An 18,573-nucleotide genomic window follows, 5' to 3' on the forward strand; every position below is an offset into this window, starting at 1 on the left:
CCTTAAAGTCCTTCCGCCAGACGGCGCTTGTGGTGGCGGGTGCGCATGAAAATAGCGGTGACGACCAACGCCCAGCCCGCGGCCAGCAGGCCGTAGGCGATCAGCAGAAGGTCCTCGGACAGCCCGAACTTGCCGTCCTTCACCGCCAGCACCAGTCCCGCCGCAACGACGATCAACGCCAGTCCGCCCCAACGCAGGGGCCAACCGACGCGACGCAGTTCGGCCCGGTAGGCCGCCCTGCCCTCATCGCTGTCGAGGTTCGGTCGAGTCATCAGGCCGGAGCCTTCTCAGCCGCCGGCTTGGAGTTCGGCAGCGACTTGATCTTCTTGGCGCGCGAGCCGTCGTACAGCGTCGGGTCCTTCAGGACCAGCGCGCCGCCCTCGGGCTCGGAGCTGTGACGACCGACGCGCGAGCCCGGCTTCGGCGACTTGCCCGCGGCGAAGTCGTCGATGATCTGGGCCATCGTCTCGGGCGTCAGGTCTTCGTAGTAGTAGTCGTTGATCTGGGCCATCGGCGCATTGGCGCAGGCGCCCAGGCACTCGACTTCCTGCCAGGTGAAGCGACCGTCGGCGGACAGTTCGTCCTTGGGCCCGATCTTCTCCTTGCAGACGCGCATCAGCTCATTGGCGCCGCGCAGCATGCAGGGGGTGGTGCCGCAGACCTGGATCAGGGCGACCTTACCGACCGGCTCCAGCTGGAACATGGTGTAGAAGGTCGCGACCTCCAGCACCCGGATGAAGGCCATGCCCAGCAGTTCGCCGATGGCGCGGATGGCGGGCTCCGAGACCCAGCCTTCCTGCTTCTGGACCAGCCACAGAATCGGGATCACCGCCGACTGACGACGGCTGTCAGGATACTTCTTGATCCACCACTCGGCCTTGGCCTTCGTGTCCTTTGAAAAGGCGAAGGATTCAGGTTGCTCTTTGGCGAGACGACGAACGCTCATCGGTCCACTTCTCCGAAAACGATGTCGAGCGAGCCGAGGATGGCGGACACGTCAGCCAGCATGTGGCCGCGGTTGATCCAGTCCATCGCCTGCAGGTGACGGAAGCCCGGCGCCGAAATCTTGACGCGGTAGGGTTTGTTGGTGCCGTCCGAGACGACATAGACGCCGAACTCGCCCTTGGGCGCTTCGACCGAGGCGTAGACCTCGCCCTCGGGCGTCTTGAAGCCCTCGGTGTAGAGCTTGAAGTGGTGGATCAGCGCTTCCATCGAACGCTTCATCTCGCCACGACGCGGCGGAACAACCTTGTTGTTCTCGACCATGACCGGCTCGCCGGGGCAGTTGCGCAGCTTGTGGATGCACTGCTCCATGATCCGCACCGACTGCTTCATCTCCTCGATGCGGACGAGGTAGCGGTCCCAGCAGTCGCCGCTCTTGCCGACGGCGATGTCGAACTCGAGGTCGGCGTAGCACTCATAGGGCTGCGACTTGCGCAGGTCCCAGGCGATGTCCGAACCGCGCACCATGACGCCCGAGAAGCCCCAGGCCATCGCCTGGTCCTTGGACACCACGCCGATGTCGACGTTGCGCTGCTTGAAGATGCGGTTCTCGGTGACCAGGCTCTCGATGTCGGCCAGAGCCGCCGGGAATTCCTGGCACCAGCGGCCGATGTCGTCGACCAGCTCCATCGGCAGGTCCTGGTGGACGCCGCCCGGACGGAAATAGTTGGCGTGCAGACGCGCGCCGCAAGCCCGCTCATAGAAGACCATGAGCTTCTCGCGCTCCTCGAAGCCCCACAGCGGGGGCGTCAGGGCGCCGACGTCCATGGCCTGGGTCGTCACGTTCAGCAGGTGCGACAGGATCCGGCCGATTTCCGAATACAGCACGCGGATCAGCTGCGCGCGGTACGGCACGTCCACGCCCAGCAGCTTTTCGATGGCCAGGCAGAAGGCGTGTTCCTGGTTCATCGGCGCGACGTAGTCGAGACGGTCCAGGTAGGGGATGTTCTGGAGGTAGGTGCGCGCCTCCATCAGCTTCTCGGTGCCGCGGTGCAGCAGGCCGATATGCGGATCGACGCGGGTCACGACTTCGCCGTCCAGGTCCAGCACCAGACGCAGCACGCCGTGCGCGGCCGGGTGTTGCGGGCCGAAGTTGATCGTGAAGGTGCGGTCGTCCATCGCCCGGGCGTGGGCGGTCAGACCGTCTTCATAGTCCTCGAACGCATCGACGCCCGTGGGGGCCGCCGTCGCGGGGGTGTTGGCGCCGTCGGCCATTACTTAGCTCCCGCTTTCTCGTCGCCCGGCAGGACCTGGGCCGGATACTCGGCGCCTTCCCACGGGGAGAGGAAGTCGAAATTGCGATACTCCTGAGCCAGCTTCACCGGCTCATAGACCACGCGCTTCTGCTCTTCGTCGTAACGGACCTCGACATAGCCCGTCATCGGGAAGTCCTTGCGCAGAGGATGCCCCTGGAAGCCGTAGTCGGTCAGCAGGCGACGCAGGTCCGGGTGGCCGGAGAACAGCATGCCGTACATGTCGAAGGCTTCGCGCTCGAACCAGTCGGCGGCCGGATAGACCGGGATCGCGCTGGGCACGGGCTGGACCTCGTCGGTCGTCACCTTGACCCGAACGCGCGCGTTCCGCGTCAGCGACAGCAGGTGATAGACCACCTCGAAACGCTCGGCGCGATCCGGATAGTCCACGCCGCACAGGTCGATCAGCTGCTGGAACCCGAAACGGTCGCGCAGCGTCGTCAGAACCTGGAGGATCTGATCGCGGGTCGTGACCAGGTTCAGCTCGCCGTAAGCGACCTGGGCCTCGACGCCCAGCGCGGCGACCATCTCGGCCCCCAGCGGCGTCAGGGCCGTTTCCATTTCAGCAATCTTGGCGAGGGCGTTCATCGCTCGATCGTCCCCGTGCGGCGGATCTTCTTCTGCAGCTGCAACAGGCCGTACAGCAGGGCTTCAGCCGTCGGCGGGCAGCCCGGAACGTAAACGTCCACCGGCACCACGCGGTCGCAACCGCGCACGACGCTGTAGCTGTAGTGGTAGTAGCCGCCGCCGTTGGCGCAGCTGCCCATCGACAGGACGTAGCGCGGGTCCGGCATCTGGTCATAAACCTTGCGCAGGGCCGGAGCCATCTTGTTGGTCAGGGTGCCGGCGACGATCATCAGGTCCGACTGACGCGGGCTGGCGCGCGGCGCCATGCCGAACCGCTCCATGTCGAAGCGCGGCATCGAGGCCTGCATCATCTCGACGGCGCAGCAGGCCAGACCAAAGGTCATCCACATCAGCGAACCGGTGCGGGCCCAGGTGATGACGTCGTCCAGCGACGTCGTCAGGAAGCCCTGTTCGCTCAGCTCGGTGTTGACCGCCTCAAAGAACTTGTCGTGCAGCTTGGGGTCGTAACCCTCGACCATCGAGCGTGCGCCCGAACCATAGGCGCTCGCGCCCGGGGTGACCGGGCTGCTGGGCGCCAGGGGGCTGGTGGGGGTGATCAGTCCCATTCCAGGGCTCCCTTCTTCCACTCATAGATGAAGCCGACCGTCAGGACGCCCAGGAAGACCATCATCGACCAGAAGGCGAAGATCATGCCCCCGTGCGACAGGTCGAACATCGACACGGCCCACGGGAACAGGAAGGCGACTTCCAGATCGAAGATGATGAAGAGGATCGACACCAGGTAGAACCGGACATCGAACTTCATGCGCGCGTCGTCGAAGGCGTTGAAGCCGCACTCATAGGCCGAAAGCTTCTCGCTGTCCGGGTTCTTGGGGGCCAGAGCCCAGGCGGCCAGCATGAAGCCGAGGCCGAGCACGGCCGCAATCGCCAGGAAAACGACGATCGGGAGATATTCCAGAAGAAATGCGTTCATTCGAGCTGCCTCGCCCGCCGAGGGTAGGGGCGGATTCGGGGCTTCTTAGACCCAACCTCGCCGGGGTTCAAACCCATGTCGGCAAAGGTTTTTTATTGAGAACGGTTCGCAGGTCCGTGCGCGTTTTGCCGCAGGCTCTGGCGTTGCCAGTCGCACCGCTGATACGCGTAATGGAGACTTCCCCCATACCTCTGGAATGAAGGTCGCAGCATGAGCCTGACAGCCCGCTTGCTGAACACCATCGAGCGCGTCGGCAATCGGCTGCCGGACCCCGTATTTCTCTTTCTGTGGCTGATCCTGGGCCTGGTCGTGCTCAGCCTGGTCGGGGCCGGTCTGGGCTGGTCCGCCGTCAATCCCGTGACCGGCGACGTGCTGCAGGCCGAAAGCCTTCTGTCACCCGGCAATCTGGAGCGGCTGTTCATCGGAATGCCGCGCACCCTGGCCGACTTCCCGCCGCTAGGGATCGTGATCACGATTATTTACGGCGCCTCGGTCGCCGAACGGACCGGCATGTTTTCGACCGCCATTCGCGGCGCCCTGCTGAACGCTCCGCGATTCATCCTGACGCCGATCGTGGTGGTGACGGGCATGGTGTCGCACCACGCGTCCGACGCCTCATACGTCGTCGTCATTCCGCTGGCGGCCGTCATCTTCGCTGCTGCGGGTCGCCACCCGCTGGCGGGTCTGGCCGCCGGCTTCGCCGCTGTCTCGGGCGGGTATGCAGGCAACCTGTTCCCCGGCGCCAGCGACGCCCTGATCCTGGGCATCACCGAGCCCGCCGCCCACCTGATCGACCCCTCCTACGCCGTCAGCATCGCCGGCAACTGGTTCTTCATCGTCGGCGTCGTCTTCGTCTTCACCCCCATCGTCTGGTTCCTGACCGACCGGGTGATCGAGCCGCGCCTGGGGCCGTGGACGCCGACGTCCGCCGCCCCGGCGACCGCTGAGGAAAAGACGCCGCTGACGAGCGCCGAAAAGCGCGGCCTGCTGTTCGCAGGCCTGACCATCCTGGCCATGATCGCGCTTTGGACGACCGTCACCCTCCTGCCCGGCTCGCCCTTCGTCGATATCGACGCCGAGCCGGAGCAGCGCTTCAATCCCCTGTACCGTTCGCTGGTCGCCTTCTTCGCCTTGACCTTCTTCGGTGCGGGCGCAGCCTTCGGCGTCGGCTCAGGGTCCATCAAGGATCATCGCGACCTGGTGAGGATGATGCGCGAGGGGATCAGCCAGCTGGCCCCCTATATCGTCCTGGCCTTCTTCGCCGCCCACTTCGTGGCCATGTTCAACTGGTCGGGTCTGGGGCCGATTCTGGCGGTCAACGCCGCCGCCTCGCTGCGTGAGCTGGCCCTGCCCACGCCGCTGCTGCTGATCGTCGTGGTCCTGGTCTCCTGCATCTTCGACCTGTTCATCGGCTCGGCCTCGGCCAAGTGGTCGGCCCTGGCGCCCCGCTTCGGCCTGGGCTCGCTGATGGCCACCATGCTGCCCTACGCCGGAGCCTTCCTGGTCGCGGGCCTGATCATGGTGGCGACATGGGTGGCGCTGGACCTGCCGCTGGGACCGGGCGTCGGCGTGCACTACGACCCGCCGCCGCCCGCGACCGCTTCGCACCTGCCGGCGGACGGCGGAATCGCCGGGCCTCTGGCTCCGCCGCAGGCCGCAGCCGCGGCCAAGTAACGGAGGTCGCGCGATCTTTTTACTTATCCACAGCCGCGTCGCTTGACAGTAACCGGCCCGCCCGCCTAAACGACGCCCCTCGCCGCGGCGCACAGCGCTCGGTTCGGGAAACGCGGGTGTAGCTCAGTTGGTTAGAGTGCCGGCCTGTCACGCCGGAGGTCGCGGGTTCGAGCCCCGTCACTCGCGCCATTCTCTTCAGCGAAGGGAATGGCGCACACCGCCCCAAGCGGGCGCCGCCTCTCACTACATCATCAGCCTATCCGTCGCCCGGCGCATTCATGCGCGTCCGCGCCGCTAGTTCAGCGGCGCGACGTCTTGCGGCATGACGAACTCGGGCCGGCCGCTCAGCTCGCCATAGAGAGCCGACAGATCCTCGAAGACGCGGTTCCAGGCGAACCGCTCCACCATCTTGACCCGCGCCGCCCGGCCCAGGACCTCGACGTCCCGTGCGAACAGCGCCTCGATCGCCTCGGCGTAGTCGGCCGGGTCGGCGGACGCGGCCAGCTGACCCACGCTCGGATCGACCGTCTCGGCCACCCCGCCTGCATTGACGCCCACGACCGGGCGTCCGCAGGCCATGGCCTCCAGCACGATCAGGCCGAACGGCTCCTTGTCGTTGGCGTGAACGAAGGCGTCGCAGCTGGCGATGATCCGCGCCACGGCCTTGGGATCCTTCTCATAGGGCAGCGAGATCACCCGGTCCTCGGGCGGCATCCCTGCGCCTGCCCCGACCAGCACCAGATGATAGGGCGCGCCCAGACGTTGAACCGCGTCGATCAGGACGTCGACGTTCTTCTCCTTGGCCGGGCGGCCCGCGAAGCACAGCAGGCGCGCGTCGGCGCCCAGGCCCAGCTTCTTCAGCAGCCAGTCGCGATCGCGGCGATCGGGACGGAAGGTGTCGACCTCGACGCCCAGGGGACGAATCACAATGCCGCCGACGCCCGCCTCCTCCAGCCGCTGCGCGATGAAGCGGCTGGGCGAGACCACGCGGTCGAACTGCGAAAACAATTTGGCCCAGCGCTTCTCGACCGGCTTCTTGGCCCATTCGCCGAAGTGCAGCGCCGCCAGACCCGCCGGGTCCGAGTGACAGAAGCCGACAACCGGACAGCCAGCCCTCTGCCCCGCCTCCAGCGCCCCCTGCCCCGGCGTATAGGGATCGCCCGCCTCGATGACGGCCGGGTTCATCGACGCCACCCAGGCGCCCCAGCGCCGAACCGAGCTGGGCCAGCGATAACCGTCGCCGAAGGGCAATTTCGCAGCATGAAGCTGGACGATGCCGTCCGCGCCCGCCTTGTGCTTGGCGCCCGGCACCACCAGGGTGTGAGCCACGGACGGCCGGTTCGCCTCCAGCCAAGCCTTCTTGGACAACAGATAGCGCTTCACCCCGCCCGAACGCGGCGCGAACAGCATGGTGGTGTCCACCAGACGCGGGCGCGGATCAGACGTGGAGGCCTTGAGCAGTCGCAGCGTTTCAGCGACCTCCTCGTCCAATCCCGGGAACAGCCGAAGCTCGCTCTCCTGAACGTCGATATCGCTCATGCTCATGAAGCCGGCCTCTCCGGGATTCGACGCGCCGATGCGGCCGGTCCGGCTCTGGATGTGACGCGCGCGCTTGGAACTCACCATGAATCGGCCGTAGCCCCGGAAACTGCTCCGCTCAAGCACCCATTTCCACAACCGACGTCATGAGCCGAAAAATGGCGATGTTCAGGCGCCGTTCAGCTTGCCCCTCCTACGCCGGGCCTTGCAATCGCCTCAAATTCGAGAAACTTGGGGCGTGGTGTCGCTGAGCCTGATAGACGGGCCGCTGGCGTCCTTGCGCGTGTGTCCACGAGGGGTTTCTATCTAATGCGTATTCTGCTCGCGACCGCAGTGGCGATCGCCCCCTTGATGGTCGCCGCCGGCGCTCAGGCCGAAGTGGTGATCTCCACGGCCCGCACCACGCCGATTTCGACCTCCAACGCCACCGGCAGCGCCCCCGACAGCATCCGCCTGGCCAACGGCGGCTCGATCGCCGTCGCCAGCGGCGCGGCCGTGACCATCGATTCCAGCCACGGCGTCGATCTGGACAACGGCGGAAACATCACGATGGCCAAGTCGGCCAACGGCTCGACCGGCATTCTGGCCCTGGGCGGCACCACGGGACCGATCACGATCGGCGGCACGATCAGCGTCACCGACGACATCGAAGAATATGCGGACACCGACAAGGACGGCGATCTCGACGGCCCCTTCGCCACCGGCACTGATCGATACGGCATTCGGGTCACCGGCGCCGCGCCGCGCACCGGCGATATCCTGATCGAGCAGAACGGCGCGATCCTGGTCGAAGGCAATAATTCCTATGGCGTATCGGTCGAGGCGCCCATGGTCGGCGACCTGACCAGCTTCGGGACTATTGCGGTCACGGGTAACAATACGCACGCCGTTCGCGTCAGCGGTCCCGTCACGGGCGACGTCAACATTCTGGGCTCGGTGACGGCGAGGGGCGAGAACGCCGTCGGCGTGGCGGTGGACGGCGCGGTCGATGGCCGGGTCGCGGTTCAGGGCACGCTCACCTCCACGGGATACCGCTACACCACCCGTCCCAACGACAAGCCGACCACTGGCACGGTGCCGGCCGAAGAGCTCTTCCTTGAGGACCTCGACGCCGACGACCTGCTCCAGGGCGGTTCCGCCGTGCGAATCGCCGGCAATGTTTCCAAGGGCGTCCTGTTCGACAAAGGACCGGCCTACAGCGCTGCGGGGGTCGAGGGCGACGACGACGGCGACGGCGTCAAGAACGGCGATGAGGACGACGACGGCGACGGCATCGCGAACCGGACGGACACGGACCGCGACGGCGACGGCCTGCCCGACTCCACCGAGACGACGGCCTCGGTCACGACCTTCGGCGCCGCTCCGGCGGTGGTCGTCGGCTCCACTGCGAACGCCGTGACCCTCGGCGTGGCCGGCACGGGCGACAACGCCTACGGCTTCGTCAATCGCGGCGAGATCATCGGCCGCGGCATCTATGACGATGTTGCGCCGACAGCGGTCCAGTTCGGCGTCGCAGGCGGCCAGGCCGTCACCGTCAATGGCGGCGTACGCAACGAGGGCTCCATCGCCGTGCTGGCGAACGAGGCCGACGCCACGGCGGTCCGTTTCATGGCGGGCGCCACGACGCCGACGCTGATCAACACCGGCACCATCAGCGCCGCCTCGGCCACCACGGGGGCGGATCAGGTCACGGCGGTGCGTATCGAGGCCGGCGCCAACGTCGCCAGCCTGAACAACGACGGCGTGATCGCCGCCACCGCAGGCGGCGGAACGGCGAACGTGACCGCCATCGCGGATCTCAGCGGCAGCCTGACCTCGATCACCAACACCCGCTCCATCCAGGCCAACGTCTCGCCCAACGACGCGGGCGACCCGATCACCGGCACGGCCACGGCGATTGACGTCCGCGCCAACACGACCGGCGTCACCTTCACCCAGAAGGGCATCCCCGGAACGGCCACGGCAGGGGATCCCGACACGGACGGCGACGGCGTAACCGACTCGCGCGAACCGCTCACCTTCGGCGCCATTCGCCTGGGCTCCGGCGCGGACTTCGTCGACGTCCAGAACGGCCTGGTTCAGGGCGACATCGAATTCGGCGCCGGCGCCGATCGTCTTTCGATCTCGGGCGGAGCCGTCGTGCGCGGCGCCGTCACCACCTCCGACGGCCAACTGGACATCGACGTCTCCAAGGGCACGCTGGACGCGCGCCAGACGGGCGTGACGACCATCAGCGATCTGAACATCGGCGCCGACGGCGACCTGATCGTCACGCTCGACCCGGCCACCGGCACGAACAGCGGCTTCAATGTCAATGGAACCGCCAACATCGCAACCGGCGCGGGGCTTGGCGTCCGGTTCAACTCCCTGCTGCAGGCCCCGACGCGCTTCACCATAATTGACGCCAACACGCTCAATGTCGGCGCCATTGATTCCAACGCGGTCCAGGCGAACTCGCCCTACGTCTTCGTCGTCAAGACCGGCGTCGACGCCGCAGCCGGCCAGGTCTTTGTCGACGCCGCCCGCCGCACGGCCGAAGAAGCCGGCATGATCGGTGTGGAGTCCGCAGCCTACGACTCCATCTACGGCGCGCTCGGCCAGAACGAGGCGATCCGCAACGCCATCCTCAATCAGACCGGCCGCGACGGCTTCTTCGATATTTATGAACAGATGCTGCCGGATCATTCGGGCGGCCCCCTGCTCTCCCTGGCCAGCGGCGTTGACGCCGTCACCCGCGCACTGACGGGCCGCAACGCCTCGGCCGCGCCGGGCGAAACCAGCGCCTGGGTCCAGGAAATCAACTTCTACGCCGACAAGGACAAGACCGACTCCTACGGCTTCCGCTCGGAAGGCTTCGGCGTCGCCGGCGGCGTCGAGCGCGGCACCCGCATGGGCGCCATCGGCCTGTCGGCCGCCTTCACCTCGTCCGACCTGGAAGACCCCGAGGCCGCGGCCGAGGAAGTCCTGTCGGCCAATCTGCTGGAGCTGGGCCTCTACTGGCGCGCCCAGGGCCAGTACTGGACGACCTGGGCCCGTGCGGCGGGCGGCTACGCCTCGTTCAACGCGACCCGGAAGCTGGTGGCTGACGGCCTGAACCTGAAGAACGAATCCGACTGGCACGGCTTCACCCTGGCCGCCGCCGGCGGCGCCTCCTACGAGCGCAACTTCGGTCGCCTGAACGTTCGTCCTGAAATCTACGGCGAGTATTTCTCGCTGAGCGAAGGCGCCCGCACCGAAAAGGGCGGCGGCGACGGCTTCGACCTGAAGATCGACGATCGCGACGGTCATATGTTCTCCGGCGTCGCGGCCGTGAACATCGGCTACGGCTTCGGCCAGAACGGCTGGATCCGTCCGGAAGTCCGCGTCGGCTGGCGTCAGAACTTCTCGGTCGACGCCGGGACGACCATCGCCCGCTTCGCCTCGGGCGGCGACGCCTTCACCCTGGACCCCGCCAGCATCGAGGGTGGCGGTCCCATTCTCGGCTTCCGCCTGAACGTCGGCAACGAGCTGGGCATGATCGCGATCACCGGCGACGCAGAACTGCTGGAGGACTACGTCCGCTACACCCTGTTGCTGCGGGCCAGTTTCAAGTTCTGATCGGTCCGACCGAACAGCAAAAAGGCCGCCGGGTTCGCCCGGCGGCCTTTTTAATGATGGTAGGCGGCGACGGGTTCGAACCGCCGACCCTCTCGGTGTAAATCGGGTTCAGGCCATTTTCAGGCCTTTTCAGGGTTTATAAAAAACTCATAAAAACAATATGTTCCGAGAAAAACCTGTTTCGTAGCTTTGCATGAATGTTCGTTTGGCTTCGCTCCGAATGCCCCACTAGCGCCCCACAAAAATGCCGCCAATCCGATGGTTCTATCGTGCTACACACACGCTGACTGGCTCAATCTCGCCGACGCATCCATGCCATGAACAGGTTCAGAAGCGTGCTTCCCGCAGTGTTCTGCACACGGCGAGCGTGACGGCCCTTGCCGCGATAGACCTCGAAGCCTGCTCGCCCCGTCGTCATCCCAGCCTCCTGCTGATGCCTGATTCCGCGCGTCCAGTTTGGCCCAAGGCGACGCTCTGGACCATCCGCAACGTCGAACCGACCCTAGACCCTGGGCGCCGCCTGAATCTGGCTGGCCATCTGGCCTATCGCCTCGAACGCATATCTGTAGCCGAGGTAGGTGAGCAGCAAGGCCGTAATGAGCACAACGGCGAGAACCAGAAGCGCCGACACCTGGGCGGCCCTGGCCGGCACGCGATGGCGCCGCAACATGCCCATGAAGCCGCCTACGAGCCGGCTCACGCTAGCCCGCGCCTTTTCAAACCATTCCTGATTCACGGAGAAGGTGAGAATGGCGTGGTCGACCGCAAAGCCGATCATCGCGGCGACGGCCAAGGTCGGGATCGGATTGTCGACAGCCAGCGCCAGGGCATCGCGGAAGTAGCCCGGCCATTGCCCCAGGTGCTTCTCATTGCCCCGATAGGCTGGCGTCAGAATAGACAGGGCGGTCACCGCCGTGCCGAAGGCGAAGAACATTCGGGCGCGCCGATTGGAATCCTTCAGCTCTCGGACCTTGAGACTCGCCTCAATTGAGGCTTTCAGCGCCGCGAAGTCATAGTTGAAGCTGACGGCGGACTTGCGGACCTTGCCCGGCTCCGGAGAAGACCAGCCGCACAGGTGGTTCTGGAAAGCCTGCGCATAGGCCACTATGCCGAGGGCCTGGCGGAAGGATTCCGCTCGCCCCGAACGGCGCACCGCGATCGCCATCCGAGCCAGACCGTACTGGGTCTGCCGCCTCCAGTCCTCATCGGTTTCCTGCGTCCACGGCGTGACCGTGGTCAGAAGGTCCGAGTGTTTCTTGTGGTGATAATGCTGGTGGGTCAGGTCGCGAATCACAAAGAAGGCCTGGGCGGCGACATCCTCGAGGTGGGCCTGAACTGCCTCCCGATCATAGCCGTCCGTCCGTCCCTCGCGCGCCATCTGCTTGAGATGGCCCGTCGTCAGAAGCTGAGCCGGATCCACCGACACCCTGCACATCCCCGAGCGCGAGAAGACGACGTCGACCTTGCCGAAGATGGGGGTCGGTTCTTCGCTGAGGTTGGCCCTTTTCAGGAGGTCGAACGCTTCCTCCAGACCGCTGCGGGTCCGGTGGAACAGCTCGAGTTAGACCTGGCCTGAAGCCGTCGCGCCCGAGGCGATCCAGGCATTGTCCCGACAGTTGGCGAAGGCCGCGTGGGCCGCGGCGCCCAGAGCGTTCGTCGCCCCGTTGGCGAAATAGAGCGTGCCGACAAGCTCGGCCCGATCATCCGACCGCAGAACCACATCCGTATCGGAGACTGCGGCGTCGCTGCACGAGGTCTTGAGGAAGGGGAGCTCGCCTGGGCGGCACTCAAGGAAGAAGGCCCAGTCAGTGTAGGGATAGCGGCCGACCAAGCTGGTCAGCCACGCGGGCAACGGTCCATCATGGCTCGTTCGGCGGCTCACGCCAAACAGGAAACCGCCAGCCTCAGTCGCATTGCAGGTCACAGACCCGCTGACAACAGCCTCCCCGATCCGGCTGAACGACACCCGCCCAAGGATGGTCGGCGACCAACCGACAAAGTCCCCCATACGAGAACTTACAGGCCGTAGATATGGTCGGAGGCGCGCTCGGTGACAGCCACAACGCCGTAGGACTTGCTCTTGCGTCCAGCGATGGCGGCGCGGGCATCATGACGAGGTCCGGGACGAGGCACGGTTTTGGATGGGTCTGCCCAGGACGCCAGGCTGTCGCCGCGACGGAAGGCTTCCTCCGCGACGCGCGAACCGCGACGGAACACGCCAAGCCAGACATTGAGGGAGACGATTGCGACGCCGAGGGCGAACGTCGCCCCCGCAAGCGCCACAGCAATCATGATCCAGGTCAACATACAGGTCCAACGTCCATAGGCGGATGAGGATGCAATCCACACGGTGTCGACGCACGGATCCCCGCAGGGATATGGAGCGGAACACCCAAGGCGGCGGGGGTTTAACAGTGCGTCGTACTGAAGTCCAATCCGATGATGCTCCCAGAATCGCTACGCACGATTAACGCCGCATTCGACGATGACCGAAGCGTCGTCGCTAACGCGCAGCGAGTCAATTCCGATGACGAGTAGCCTTCGCTGCCCCGCAACCCGCCTAGAAGTCGAAGCCCAACTGGTCCGCCGACGCGGCCCGCGCGCCCCGCTTGCGTCCGCGCGAACTCGGAACCGCCTCGACGAGCGATTCCCTGGAGATCGATGCCGTCGGCAGGTTCTCTCGTAGATCCAAGGCGTTCGGCGCCAGGGCGGCGGCCCTCTTCGGCGATGGACGCGGCATGCCGGGCAGGCGCGGCCGTGACGGCGGCTTCAGCGGCCGGATCGCGCCCCGCGTGGCCTTCCAGGCCGTGAGCTCGCTTTCCCACCAGCAGACCCGCCCCGGAGACACCGGCACGGGCTCCGGAAAGTCCCCGGTCTGCTGCATGCGCCAGGCCGTGGTGCGACTGATGCCCGCGATGTCCCGGACACGCCCCCACGGCAACAACCGATCCTCCCGTCCGCCGGTCTCGACCGCCTGTCCGTTTGATTGAAAGGTCATGCGATCGCCCCCAATCGCCGGACGGCTTCCCAGGCGAAGGCGGCGCTCGTCGCCGGTTCCCCGCACCGCCTACCCGACGCGGCCTGCTCGACGCGATCGGGTTCAGACACGACCACGCCCCTTCGCCGCCGGCGGCGCTCCGGTCCTCAGTTCCGACACCTGTGAGCGCGCCCAGTCCCGCAGAAGCCCTCGCGGGTAGTAGGGCTTTGACCTTATATGGCGGCAGGGCGGTCCGTCCGCCGCCGTCGACCATATCCGCGCCAGGGTGGCGGGCTTCAGGCGAACGCCCATCAACGCCAGAAAGGCCGAGGCTTCGGCGCGTGTCAGCAGATCTTCATCGCTGGACGACGGCTGGGCCTCATGGGCTTCAACGCTCGAAACAGAAGGGATCATGGCGCCGCCCCTTCAGAACGGCACTGACGCGAGTTCGTGACCCTCCTCCCCGCGGTCAGGGCGAGATAGCAGTCGATGACCGTCACGACATAGGCGCGCGTCTCGGCGATATCCGGCTCCCGGCCTAGACGCGCCACGCGTCCTGGCCCCGAATTATAGGCCGCCAGGGCCAGCCTCAGGTCTCGGAACCGGATGATCTGACGCGCCAGATACTCAGCCCCTCCCCTCAGGTTTTCGATGGGATCGAAGCGATTCCTGACGCCCAGATCGAGGGCTGTTCCCGGCATCAGTTGCGTCAGGCCAGCCGCGCCGGCGGGCGAAACCGCATCCGGCCTATAGGCGCTCTCCGTCATGACCAGGGCATGGAGCAGCTTCGCATCCAGACCGTGACGCTCGGCCGCCTCCGCCACGGCCTCGGCGAAAGGCTGGCTCAAGGGAACCAGACGCGGATCATCGCCGGAGTCGGACCAGGTTTCAGCGGCTTCGAGCGGTCGACCGAACATATCCCCGCCGGACCGCCCCCAATCGAGCGCCTGGGCCGAAGTCGTCGCAGGCGCGCCCATAAGAAGCGCCGCCGTCAGAATGAGCCTCACCATGTCAGAACCTCCCGATAGACCCCCTTCGCCTCTCCCCTTCGGACCGGGCCGAAGTAGCGGCTGTCGAAACTCCCCGTCGTGTCGCCGAGCAAAAAGACTTCGTCGCGCGCGAGACGACGGCACGCTCGCCAGGCGGGCAAGGCCGCGCCCTGGCGATCATGAGCAAGCGCCCGGACCTGACGCCCTGGCATGCGAACCATCCCGGACCCGGCGCAGACCGGATCTCCTCCCACAGCGGCGACGCGCTTGAGCAACAGGACGTCGCTCGGCATCCCGAGGCGCATCAGGTAGGGGCGGACCTCGACCGGTTGAGCGATCGCGACAATCGCCCCGCGTTCGATCGCCGACCCGGTGCGCAGATAGAGGCCGCGCGGCAGGCTCGGGCTTTCATTGACCAGAGCGGGCGGCGGTTCATCCAACCCGATGCCCATGGCCGCTGCAAAGGCGACGCCCGCGATCGGCGCCGCCCAGAGGCGAATGATCTGATGCGGGATCATGGCCGGTAGGGCTCCAGGATCAGGTCGCGCGTGATCATGACGCGTACCGGCGCGCCCGGGCGAAGACGGATCGAGGGCCGAACCTCCAGTTCACGGTCCACCAGACGGCCGCCGACCTGGGCACCCTCGATAGCGGCCGCGTCGCCTGCGTCGCCGAGCCAGCCGCCCGAATCCCGACCGCCATCGTCCCGCGCCATCTGGCCCAGGGTGGTCACGGCGCCGGCGAAGAGGGTTCCGGCCAGGAGCGGCAACAGCCGCCGATCAACCTGTCCCTCCACCCCGATCGTCCCTTGCGCGTCCACGCCGGGCTCCGCGTCCAGGATCAGGCTCTTGCCGTTGGGGAGGATCAGGCGCTCCCAGGCCAGAAAGGCCTCGGTCGCCATAGGCGCTTTCGCCCTCATGGCGACCGATCAGCCGCGTCCCCTGGGGGATCAGCAGATGCCGTCCGCTCACCGTGTCGAAGACGTTCTGGGTCGTCATGGCGACCACCGGACCTGCACGGGCGGTGTCGACGGCCGTCAGCAGGGCGGCGGGCACCACGGCTCCGGCCTTGAGCTCGAAGGGCGACAGAGGCGCGACGAGCTCATTCTCGTTGTAGCCGGCGCCCCGCCGCCCGTGCACAGCGGCGCCTTCGCCCGAGCCCGGCGCGGTAGGCGGTACCTGTTCTGCAGGCGACCGCCCGCTGCTCGCCACGTCGAAGAACAGGGCCGAGCGCGCCGCCTGGTCCGAGGCGCTCGGCCCCGTGGATCTCGAAACGGGCGGCGATGGATAGGCCTGAGCCGGATAGACCGCGGTCGGCGGCGCTGCGTCCGACGGCGCGGTCGCTTTCGACGCCGCTCCGCCCCTGGGCTCGGGCAGCCGGTCGTAGCTCGCAGGCTGACGGGTGACGACCTCAGACGGGCGCACCAGGCCGCGGCCCTGCTCCGGCTTCTTCTCCGCCGCACGCGCCTGGGCGCCGGCGCGAAGCTCGGGCTGGACCACAAAGGCCCAGGCCAGTGAGCCGGCGACCAGGGCGGCGCCGCCCAGGGCCACGACCTGGATGACCGACTTGCGAAGCCGGATCACAGGGGGGGTGCGGCGCGCGCAGGGAAAGGCCCGGCGCCGGTTCCTTCGGCTGAGGTGCGTCCGCCGCCGGACCGGGCTTGTCGAACCCCGTCATCGGTCCGCTCCCGCCAGGCGATGAATGCGCACGACCTGGGGCCGGCGACCTCCCAGGCGAAGTTCAGCCCTGTCGAACACCCTATCAACAACGAACAGACCGCCCTGCTGTCGATAATTGACCAGTTGCGCCTCGCCGTCCGGCGACAGCACGAACAGAACCGGAGCCTCGTCGACCTGCAGGTCTGCGTTGAAGGCGATGAAGGTGCGCAGGCCGTCGTTGAAGACCGACGACGGCGTCCAGCGCGCGCGCCGTCCCCGCGGCTCGATGCGGTAGCGGGCGTCGAGCGGCCCCTGGGGCGTCATGAGCGGCTCCGGGGCCTTGGGTTCCTCGACATCGCCCCCAGAGCCCTTCGCCTCAGCCTCGTCCCAGGCGATCGCCGCGTTGAAGGCGTCCGCCGCGCCGCTCTTCAGATCCAGCAGATAGACGCGTCGGTTGGTGGTCAGGACCAGGTTGGTCTCCAGGCCGCGCTCGAGCGGCTTCAGCAGGACATGGGTCCGGCGCGCCGCCCCCGTTCCCGACGCCGCCTCGCCGATCTGCCAGCGGATCGTGTCGCCCGCCGCTCTGGAGACCAGGGTCTCGCCCTGTCCGAGCGTCAGGGTGGTGACGCGCAGGGGCGCGGTCCAGACCTCGAACACCCGTCCCGGCGACCAGGCGAAGACCTGGACCCCGCCGACGAAGCCGTCCGCGCGCGACGGGGCCCGCGCCGCCTGGTTGGCCATGGCGATGGCGGCCCGTCCGCTCGGGCCGACCCTCGTTTCAACGGCGGGCGCCGCTGCTCCGGTCGTCGCCGCCAGATAGGGAACCTCTGTCGGAGAGATGATCGGTTCGGACGCAACGACGGGCGCTTCCTCGAAAGCCGTCAGGACGGCATCTGCGCTCGGCGCAGGTCCAGGCGAAACCGTCCCGCCCTCCGCAAGGGCGGCGCAGCCGGCCATCAGCGATCCCGCCGCCGCCAGCGTCAACATCGGAGTCAGGAGGCGTCGGGGGTCCATGATACGTCCTCGATCTTCAATCCCAGGGGGTTCTTCATCAGTTCGGCCTCGGTGCGAGGCGGCTGCAGGCCGGTGGTGATCAGGGCCCGCCAGCGTTCGCTCCCGGCCTGCTGGCCGTTGACGAAGCGGGTCTCGCGCCATTGCAGGTCATAGGTCCGCTCGGTCCGGCGCACGACGTTGAGCACCTCGACATTGACCGCTTCCCGGCCGGCGTCGGCGAAGGGGTCGTGGGTCTGGGCCCAGGCGTTGAGGAAGGCGGCGGCCTTTGGCGTCATCAGGTCATAGGCCCGCAGCCAGTTCTGCCGGATGACGATGGGGTCGATGCTCTTGGAGCGAACGTCGTGGATCCAGCCGCCGAGCGCATGCCCGACCTGGGCCTCGCTGGGCTCATAGCGGCCGCCGATGGCGGTGATCCTCTGGGTCTCGCCCCAGTCGGACACCTCCACCACGAAGGGCTTGACCACGGCCCGGTCGGCCTGGACCCACCACCCCGCGCCGAGAAAGGCGGCCAGGGCCAGATTGGCCAGGGCCATGCGCCGCCAATTCCGGGCATGGGCCAGAGACAGGCCCATGCGGTCGTCCCAGACCTGGCTGGCCCTCTGATAGGGCGTCGCGTCGGGGGCGGAGCTCAGCGCCCGCCGGGGTCGGAAGAAGGGATGCATGATCTCAGGGCTCCTCGGTCTTGAGGGAGGGAGACAGGACGCCGCTGGTTTCACCTGACGGCATCAGGCCGCGTCCGGCGTTGGCGACGAAGAAGGCCTGCAAGGCGCCGGACCGGCCCTGGGGGCGGGCCTTCGCCGGCGCGTCGCCGCCCGCCGCCGCCCGGTGGAAATCCCGGCGAGCCGCTTCGGCTTCACGGGCGATGGCTTCGGGTTTACGTCCCGGGCCTGCTCCACGCGCCGCGTCCGGAACGCCGCCGACCTGGCCCTGCCCGGACTGCACCTCCGGGGCCCGCTGCGTGGACGCCGCCGATCCCCCTTGCGCGCGAGGATCCGCAGTCCAGGCCCGTTCGGCCTCGCTGACGCCCGACCTTCCAGGCGCCGATCTCGGTCCTGACGACCTGGGATTGTCACTGGAGGCGCGCTCTGGCCCGCCAGGCCTGGGCGACCCTGGTGAAGATGAGGGCGACGAAGGCGACGAAGGCGACGCCGGAGAAGGCGGGGACGACGACGGAGACGTCGATGGCGACGAAGGCGAGGCCGAGCCAGACGGCGGCGTCGACCGCCCTGCCGCGGCCCCCGACGCCGCCCGCGCCGGCCCGGCTAGGCGCGCGGCGGCCCCGCCCGCGCCCACCAGGCCAGCGCCCGCC

At 67.3% G+C, this 18,573-nt stretch carries 20 protein-coding genes, 1 tRNA gene and 1 pseudogene; 3 read left to right on the forward strand and 19 right to left on the reverse strand.

Translation table 11 applies throughout. From position 1 onward, the window contains the following. Positions 1–2: 2 nt before the first annotated feature. The 6 genes from ACREEF_RS06885 to ACREEF_RS06910 all read right to left on the reverse strand — a co-directional run bounded on the left by ACREEF_RS06885 (position 3) and on the right by ACREEF_RS06910 (position 3,816). Positions 3–272, reverse strand: coding sequence for a hypothetical protein (locus ACREEF_RS06885; protein ID WP_431564853.1), 270 nt, complete (start codon positions 270–272; stop codon positions 3–5). Then, entirely contained in the window at positions 272–946 is a 675-nt protein-coding gene (nuoE, locus tag ACREEF_RS06890) for an NADH-quinone oxidoreductase subunit NuoE (RefSeq protein ID WP_431564854.1), read from the reverse strand. Before nuoE ends, ACREEF_RS06885 begins: the two co-directional genes overlap by 1 nt. Then, on the reverse strand, positions 943–2,121 hold the full coding sequence (locus tag ACREEF_RS06895) for an NADH-quinone oxidoreductase subunit D (RefSeq protein WP_431564872.1): 1,179 nt from the start codon (positions 2,119–2,121) through the stop codon (positions 943–945). The genes nuoE and ACREEF_RS06895 overlap by 4 nt, the downstream gene beginning before the upstream one ends. A gap of 95 nt (positions 2,122–2,216) precedes the next feature. After that, positions 2,217–2,816: an NADH-quinone oxidoreductase subunit C gene (locus tag ACREEF_RS06900; protein WP_431564873.1), complete on the reverse strand. Its 600-nt coding sequence runs from the start codon at positions 2,814–2,816 to the stop codon at positions 2,217–2,219. A 23-nt stretch (positions 2,817–2,839) separates the two neighbouring features. Next, the gene (locus ACREEF_RS06905; protein ID WP_431564855.1) at positions 2,840–3,469 is read right to left on the reverse strand and encodes a NuoB/complex I 20 kDa subunit family protein; all 630 of its coding nucleotides are present in this window, start codon (positions 3,467–3,469) and stop codon (positions 2,840–2,842) included. Further along, a complete protein-coding gene (locus tag ACREEF_RS06910) occupies positions 3,439–3,816 on the reverse strand; it encodes an NADH-quinone oxidoreductase subunit A (RefSeq protein ID WP_431564856.1) in 378 nt (125 codons plus the stop codon). Before ACREEF_RS06910 ends, ACREEF_RS06905 begins: the two co-directional genes overlap by 31 nt. Positions 3,817–4,026: 210 nt before the next feature. On the opposite strand from ACREEF_RS06910, the gene ACREEF_RS06915 reads away from it, so the two are divergent. After that, positions 4,027–5,490, forward strand: coding sequence for an AbgT family transporter (locus tag ACREEF_RS06915; protein ID WP_431564857.1), 1,464 nt, complete (start codon positions 4,027–4,029; stop codon positions 5,488–5,490). A 112-nt stretch (positions 5,491–5,602) separates the two neighbouring features. Beyond that, positions 5,603–5,679, forward strand: a tRNA-Asp gene (locus ACREEF_RS06920). A 105-nt stretch (positions 5,680–5,784) separates the two neighbouring features. On the opposite strand, the gene ACREEF_RS06925 is transcribed toward ACREEF_RS06920, so the two are convergent. Then, a complete protein-coding gene (locus ACREEF_RS06925; RefSeq protein WP_431564874.1) occupies positions 5,785–7,035 on the reverse strand; it encodes a glycosyltransferase in 1,251 nt (416 codons plus the stop codon). A gap of 303 nt (positions 7,036–7,338) precedes the next feature. On the opposite strand from ACREEF_RS06925, the gene ACREEF_RS06930 reads away from it, so the two are divergent. Next, a complete protein-coding gene (locus ACREEF_RS06930; RefSeq protein WP_431564858.1) occupies positions 7,339–10,626 on the forward strand; it encodes an autotransporter outer membrane beta-barrel domain-containing protein in 3,288 nt (1,095 codons plus the stop codon). A 502-nt stretch (positions 10,627–11,128) separates the two neighbouring features. Here the strand turns inward: ACREEF_RS06930 and ACREEF_RS06935 are convergent. The 12 genes and pseudogenes from ACREEF_RS06935 to ACREEF_RS06990 form a co-directional block, all read right to left on the reverse strand. Then, complete coding sequence (locus ACREEF_RS06935; protein WP_431564859.1) at positions 11,129–12,052, reverse strand: hypothetical protein; 924 nt, start codon at positions 12,050–12,052, stop codon at positions 11,129–11,131. Between the two features lie 135 nt (positions 12,053–12,187). Beyond that, positions 12,188–12,478, reverse strand: a complete 291-nt coding sequence (locus ACREEF_RS06940; protein ID WP_431564860.1) for a hypothetical protein — start codon at positions 12,476–12,478, stop codon at positions 12,188–12,190. Positions 12,479–12,642: 164 nt separating this feature from the next. Beyond that, positions 12,643–12,933, reverse strand: coding sequence for a hypothetical protein (locus ACREEF_RS06945; RefSeq protein WP_431564861.1), 291 nt, complete (start codon positions 12,931–12,933; stop codon positions 12,643–12,645). Positions 12,934–13,186: 253 nt separating this feature from the next. Beyond that, complete coding sequence (locus ACREEF_RS06950; protein WP_431564862.1) at positions 13,187–13,624, reverse strand: helix-turn-helix transcriptional regulator; 438 nt, start codon at positions 13,622–13,624, stop codon at positions 13,187–13,189. Positions 13,625–13,726: 102 nt separating this feature from the next. Beyond that, on the reverse strand, positions 13,727–14,017 hold the full coding sequence (locus ACREEF_RS06955; protein ID WP_431564863.1) for a hypothetical protein: 291 nt from the start codon (positions 14,015–14,017) through the stop codon (positions 13,727–13,729). Then, the gene (locus ACREEF_RS06960; RefSeq protein ID WP_431564864.1) at positions 14,014–14,613 is read right to left on the reverse strand and encodes a lytic transglycosylase domain-containing protein; all 600 of its coding nucleotides are present in this window, start codon (positions 14,611–14,613) and stop codon (positions 14,014–14,016) included. The genes ACREEF_RS06955 and ACREEF_RS06960 overlap by 4 nt, the downstream gene beginning before the upstream one ends. Next, positions 14,607–15,110, reverse strand: coding sequence for a S26 family signal peptidase (locus tag ACREEF_RS06965; RefSeq protein ID WP_431564865.1), 504 nt, complete (start codon positions 15,108–15,110; stop codon positions 14,607–14,609). The genes ACREEF_RS06960 and ACREEF_RS06965 overlap by 7 nt, the downstream gene beginning before the upstream one ends. Further along, positions 15,107–16,175 (reverse strand): annotated as a pseudogene (locus ACREEF_RS06970) (TrbI/VirB10 family protein). The gene ACREEF_RS06965 and the pseudogene ACREEF_RS06970 overlap by 4 nt, the downstream one beginning before the upstream one ends. 90 nt (positions 16,176–16,265) lie before the next feature. After that, positions 16,266–17,264, reverse strand: a complete 999-nt coding sequence (locus ACREEF_RS06975; RefSeq protein WP_431564866.1) for a TrbG/VirB9 family P-type conjugative transfer protein — start codon at positions 17,262–17,264, stop codon at positions 16,266–16,268. Then, positions 17,243–17,926 (reverse strand): conjugal transfer protein TrbF, encoded by a 684-nt coding sequence (gene trbF / locus ACREEF_RS06980; protein ID WP_431564867.1) that lies wholly within the window; start codon positions 17,924–17,926, stop codon positions 17,243–17,245. The genes ACREEF_RS06975 and trbF overlap by 22 nt, the downstream gene beginning before the upstream one ends. Before the next feature lie 4 nt (positions 17,927–17,930). Next, on the reverse strand, positions 17,931–18,206 hold the full coding sequence (locus ACREEF_RS06985; RefSeq protein WP_431564868.1) for a hypothetical protein: 276 nt from the start codon (positions 18,204–18,206) through the stop codon (positions 17,931–17,933). Positions 18,207–18,333: 127 nt separating this feature from the next. Then, positions 18,334–18,573, reverse strand: a 240-nt coding sequence (locus tag ACREEF_RS06990; protein ID WP_431564869.1) for a hypothetical protein, incomplete at its 5' end; no start/stop codon positions are given.

Source organism: Brevundimonas sp. (assembly GCF_050729455.1).
Lineage (GTDB): Bacteria > Pseudomonadota > Alphaproteobacteria > Caulobacterales > Caulobacteraceae > Brevundimonas.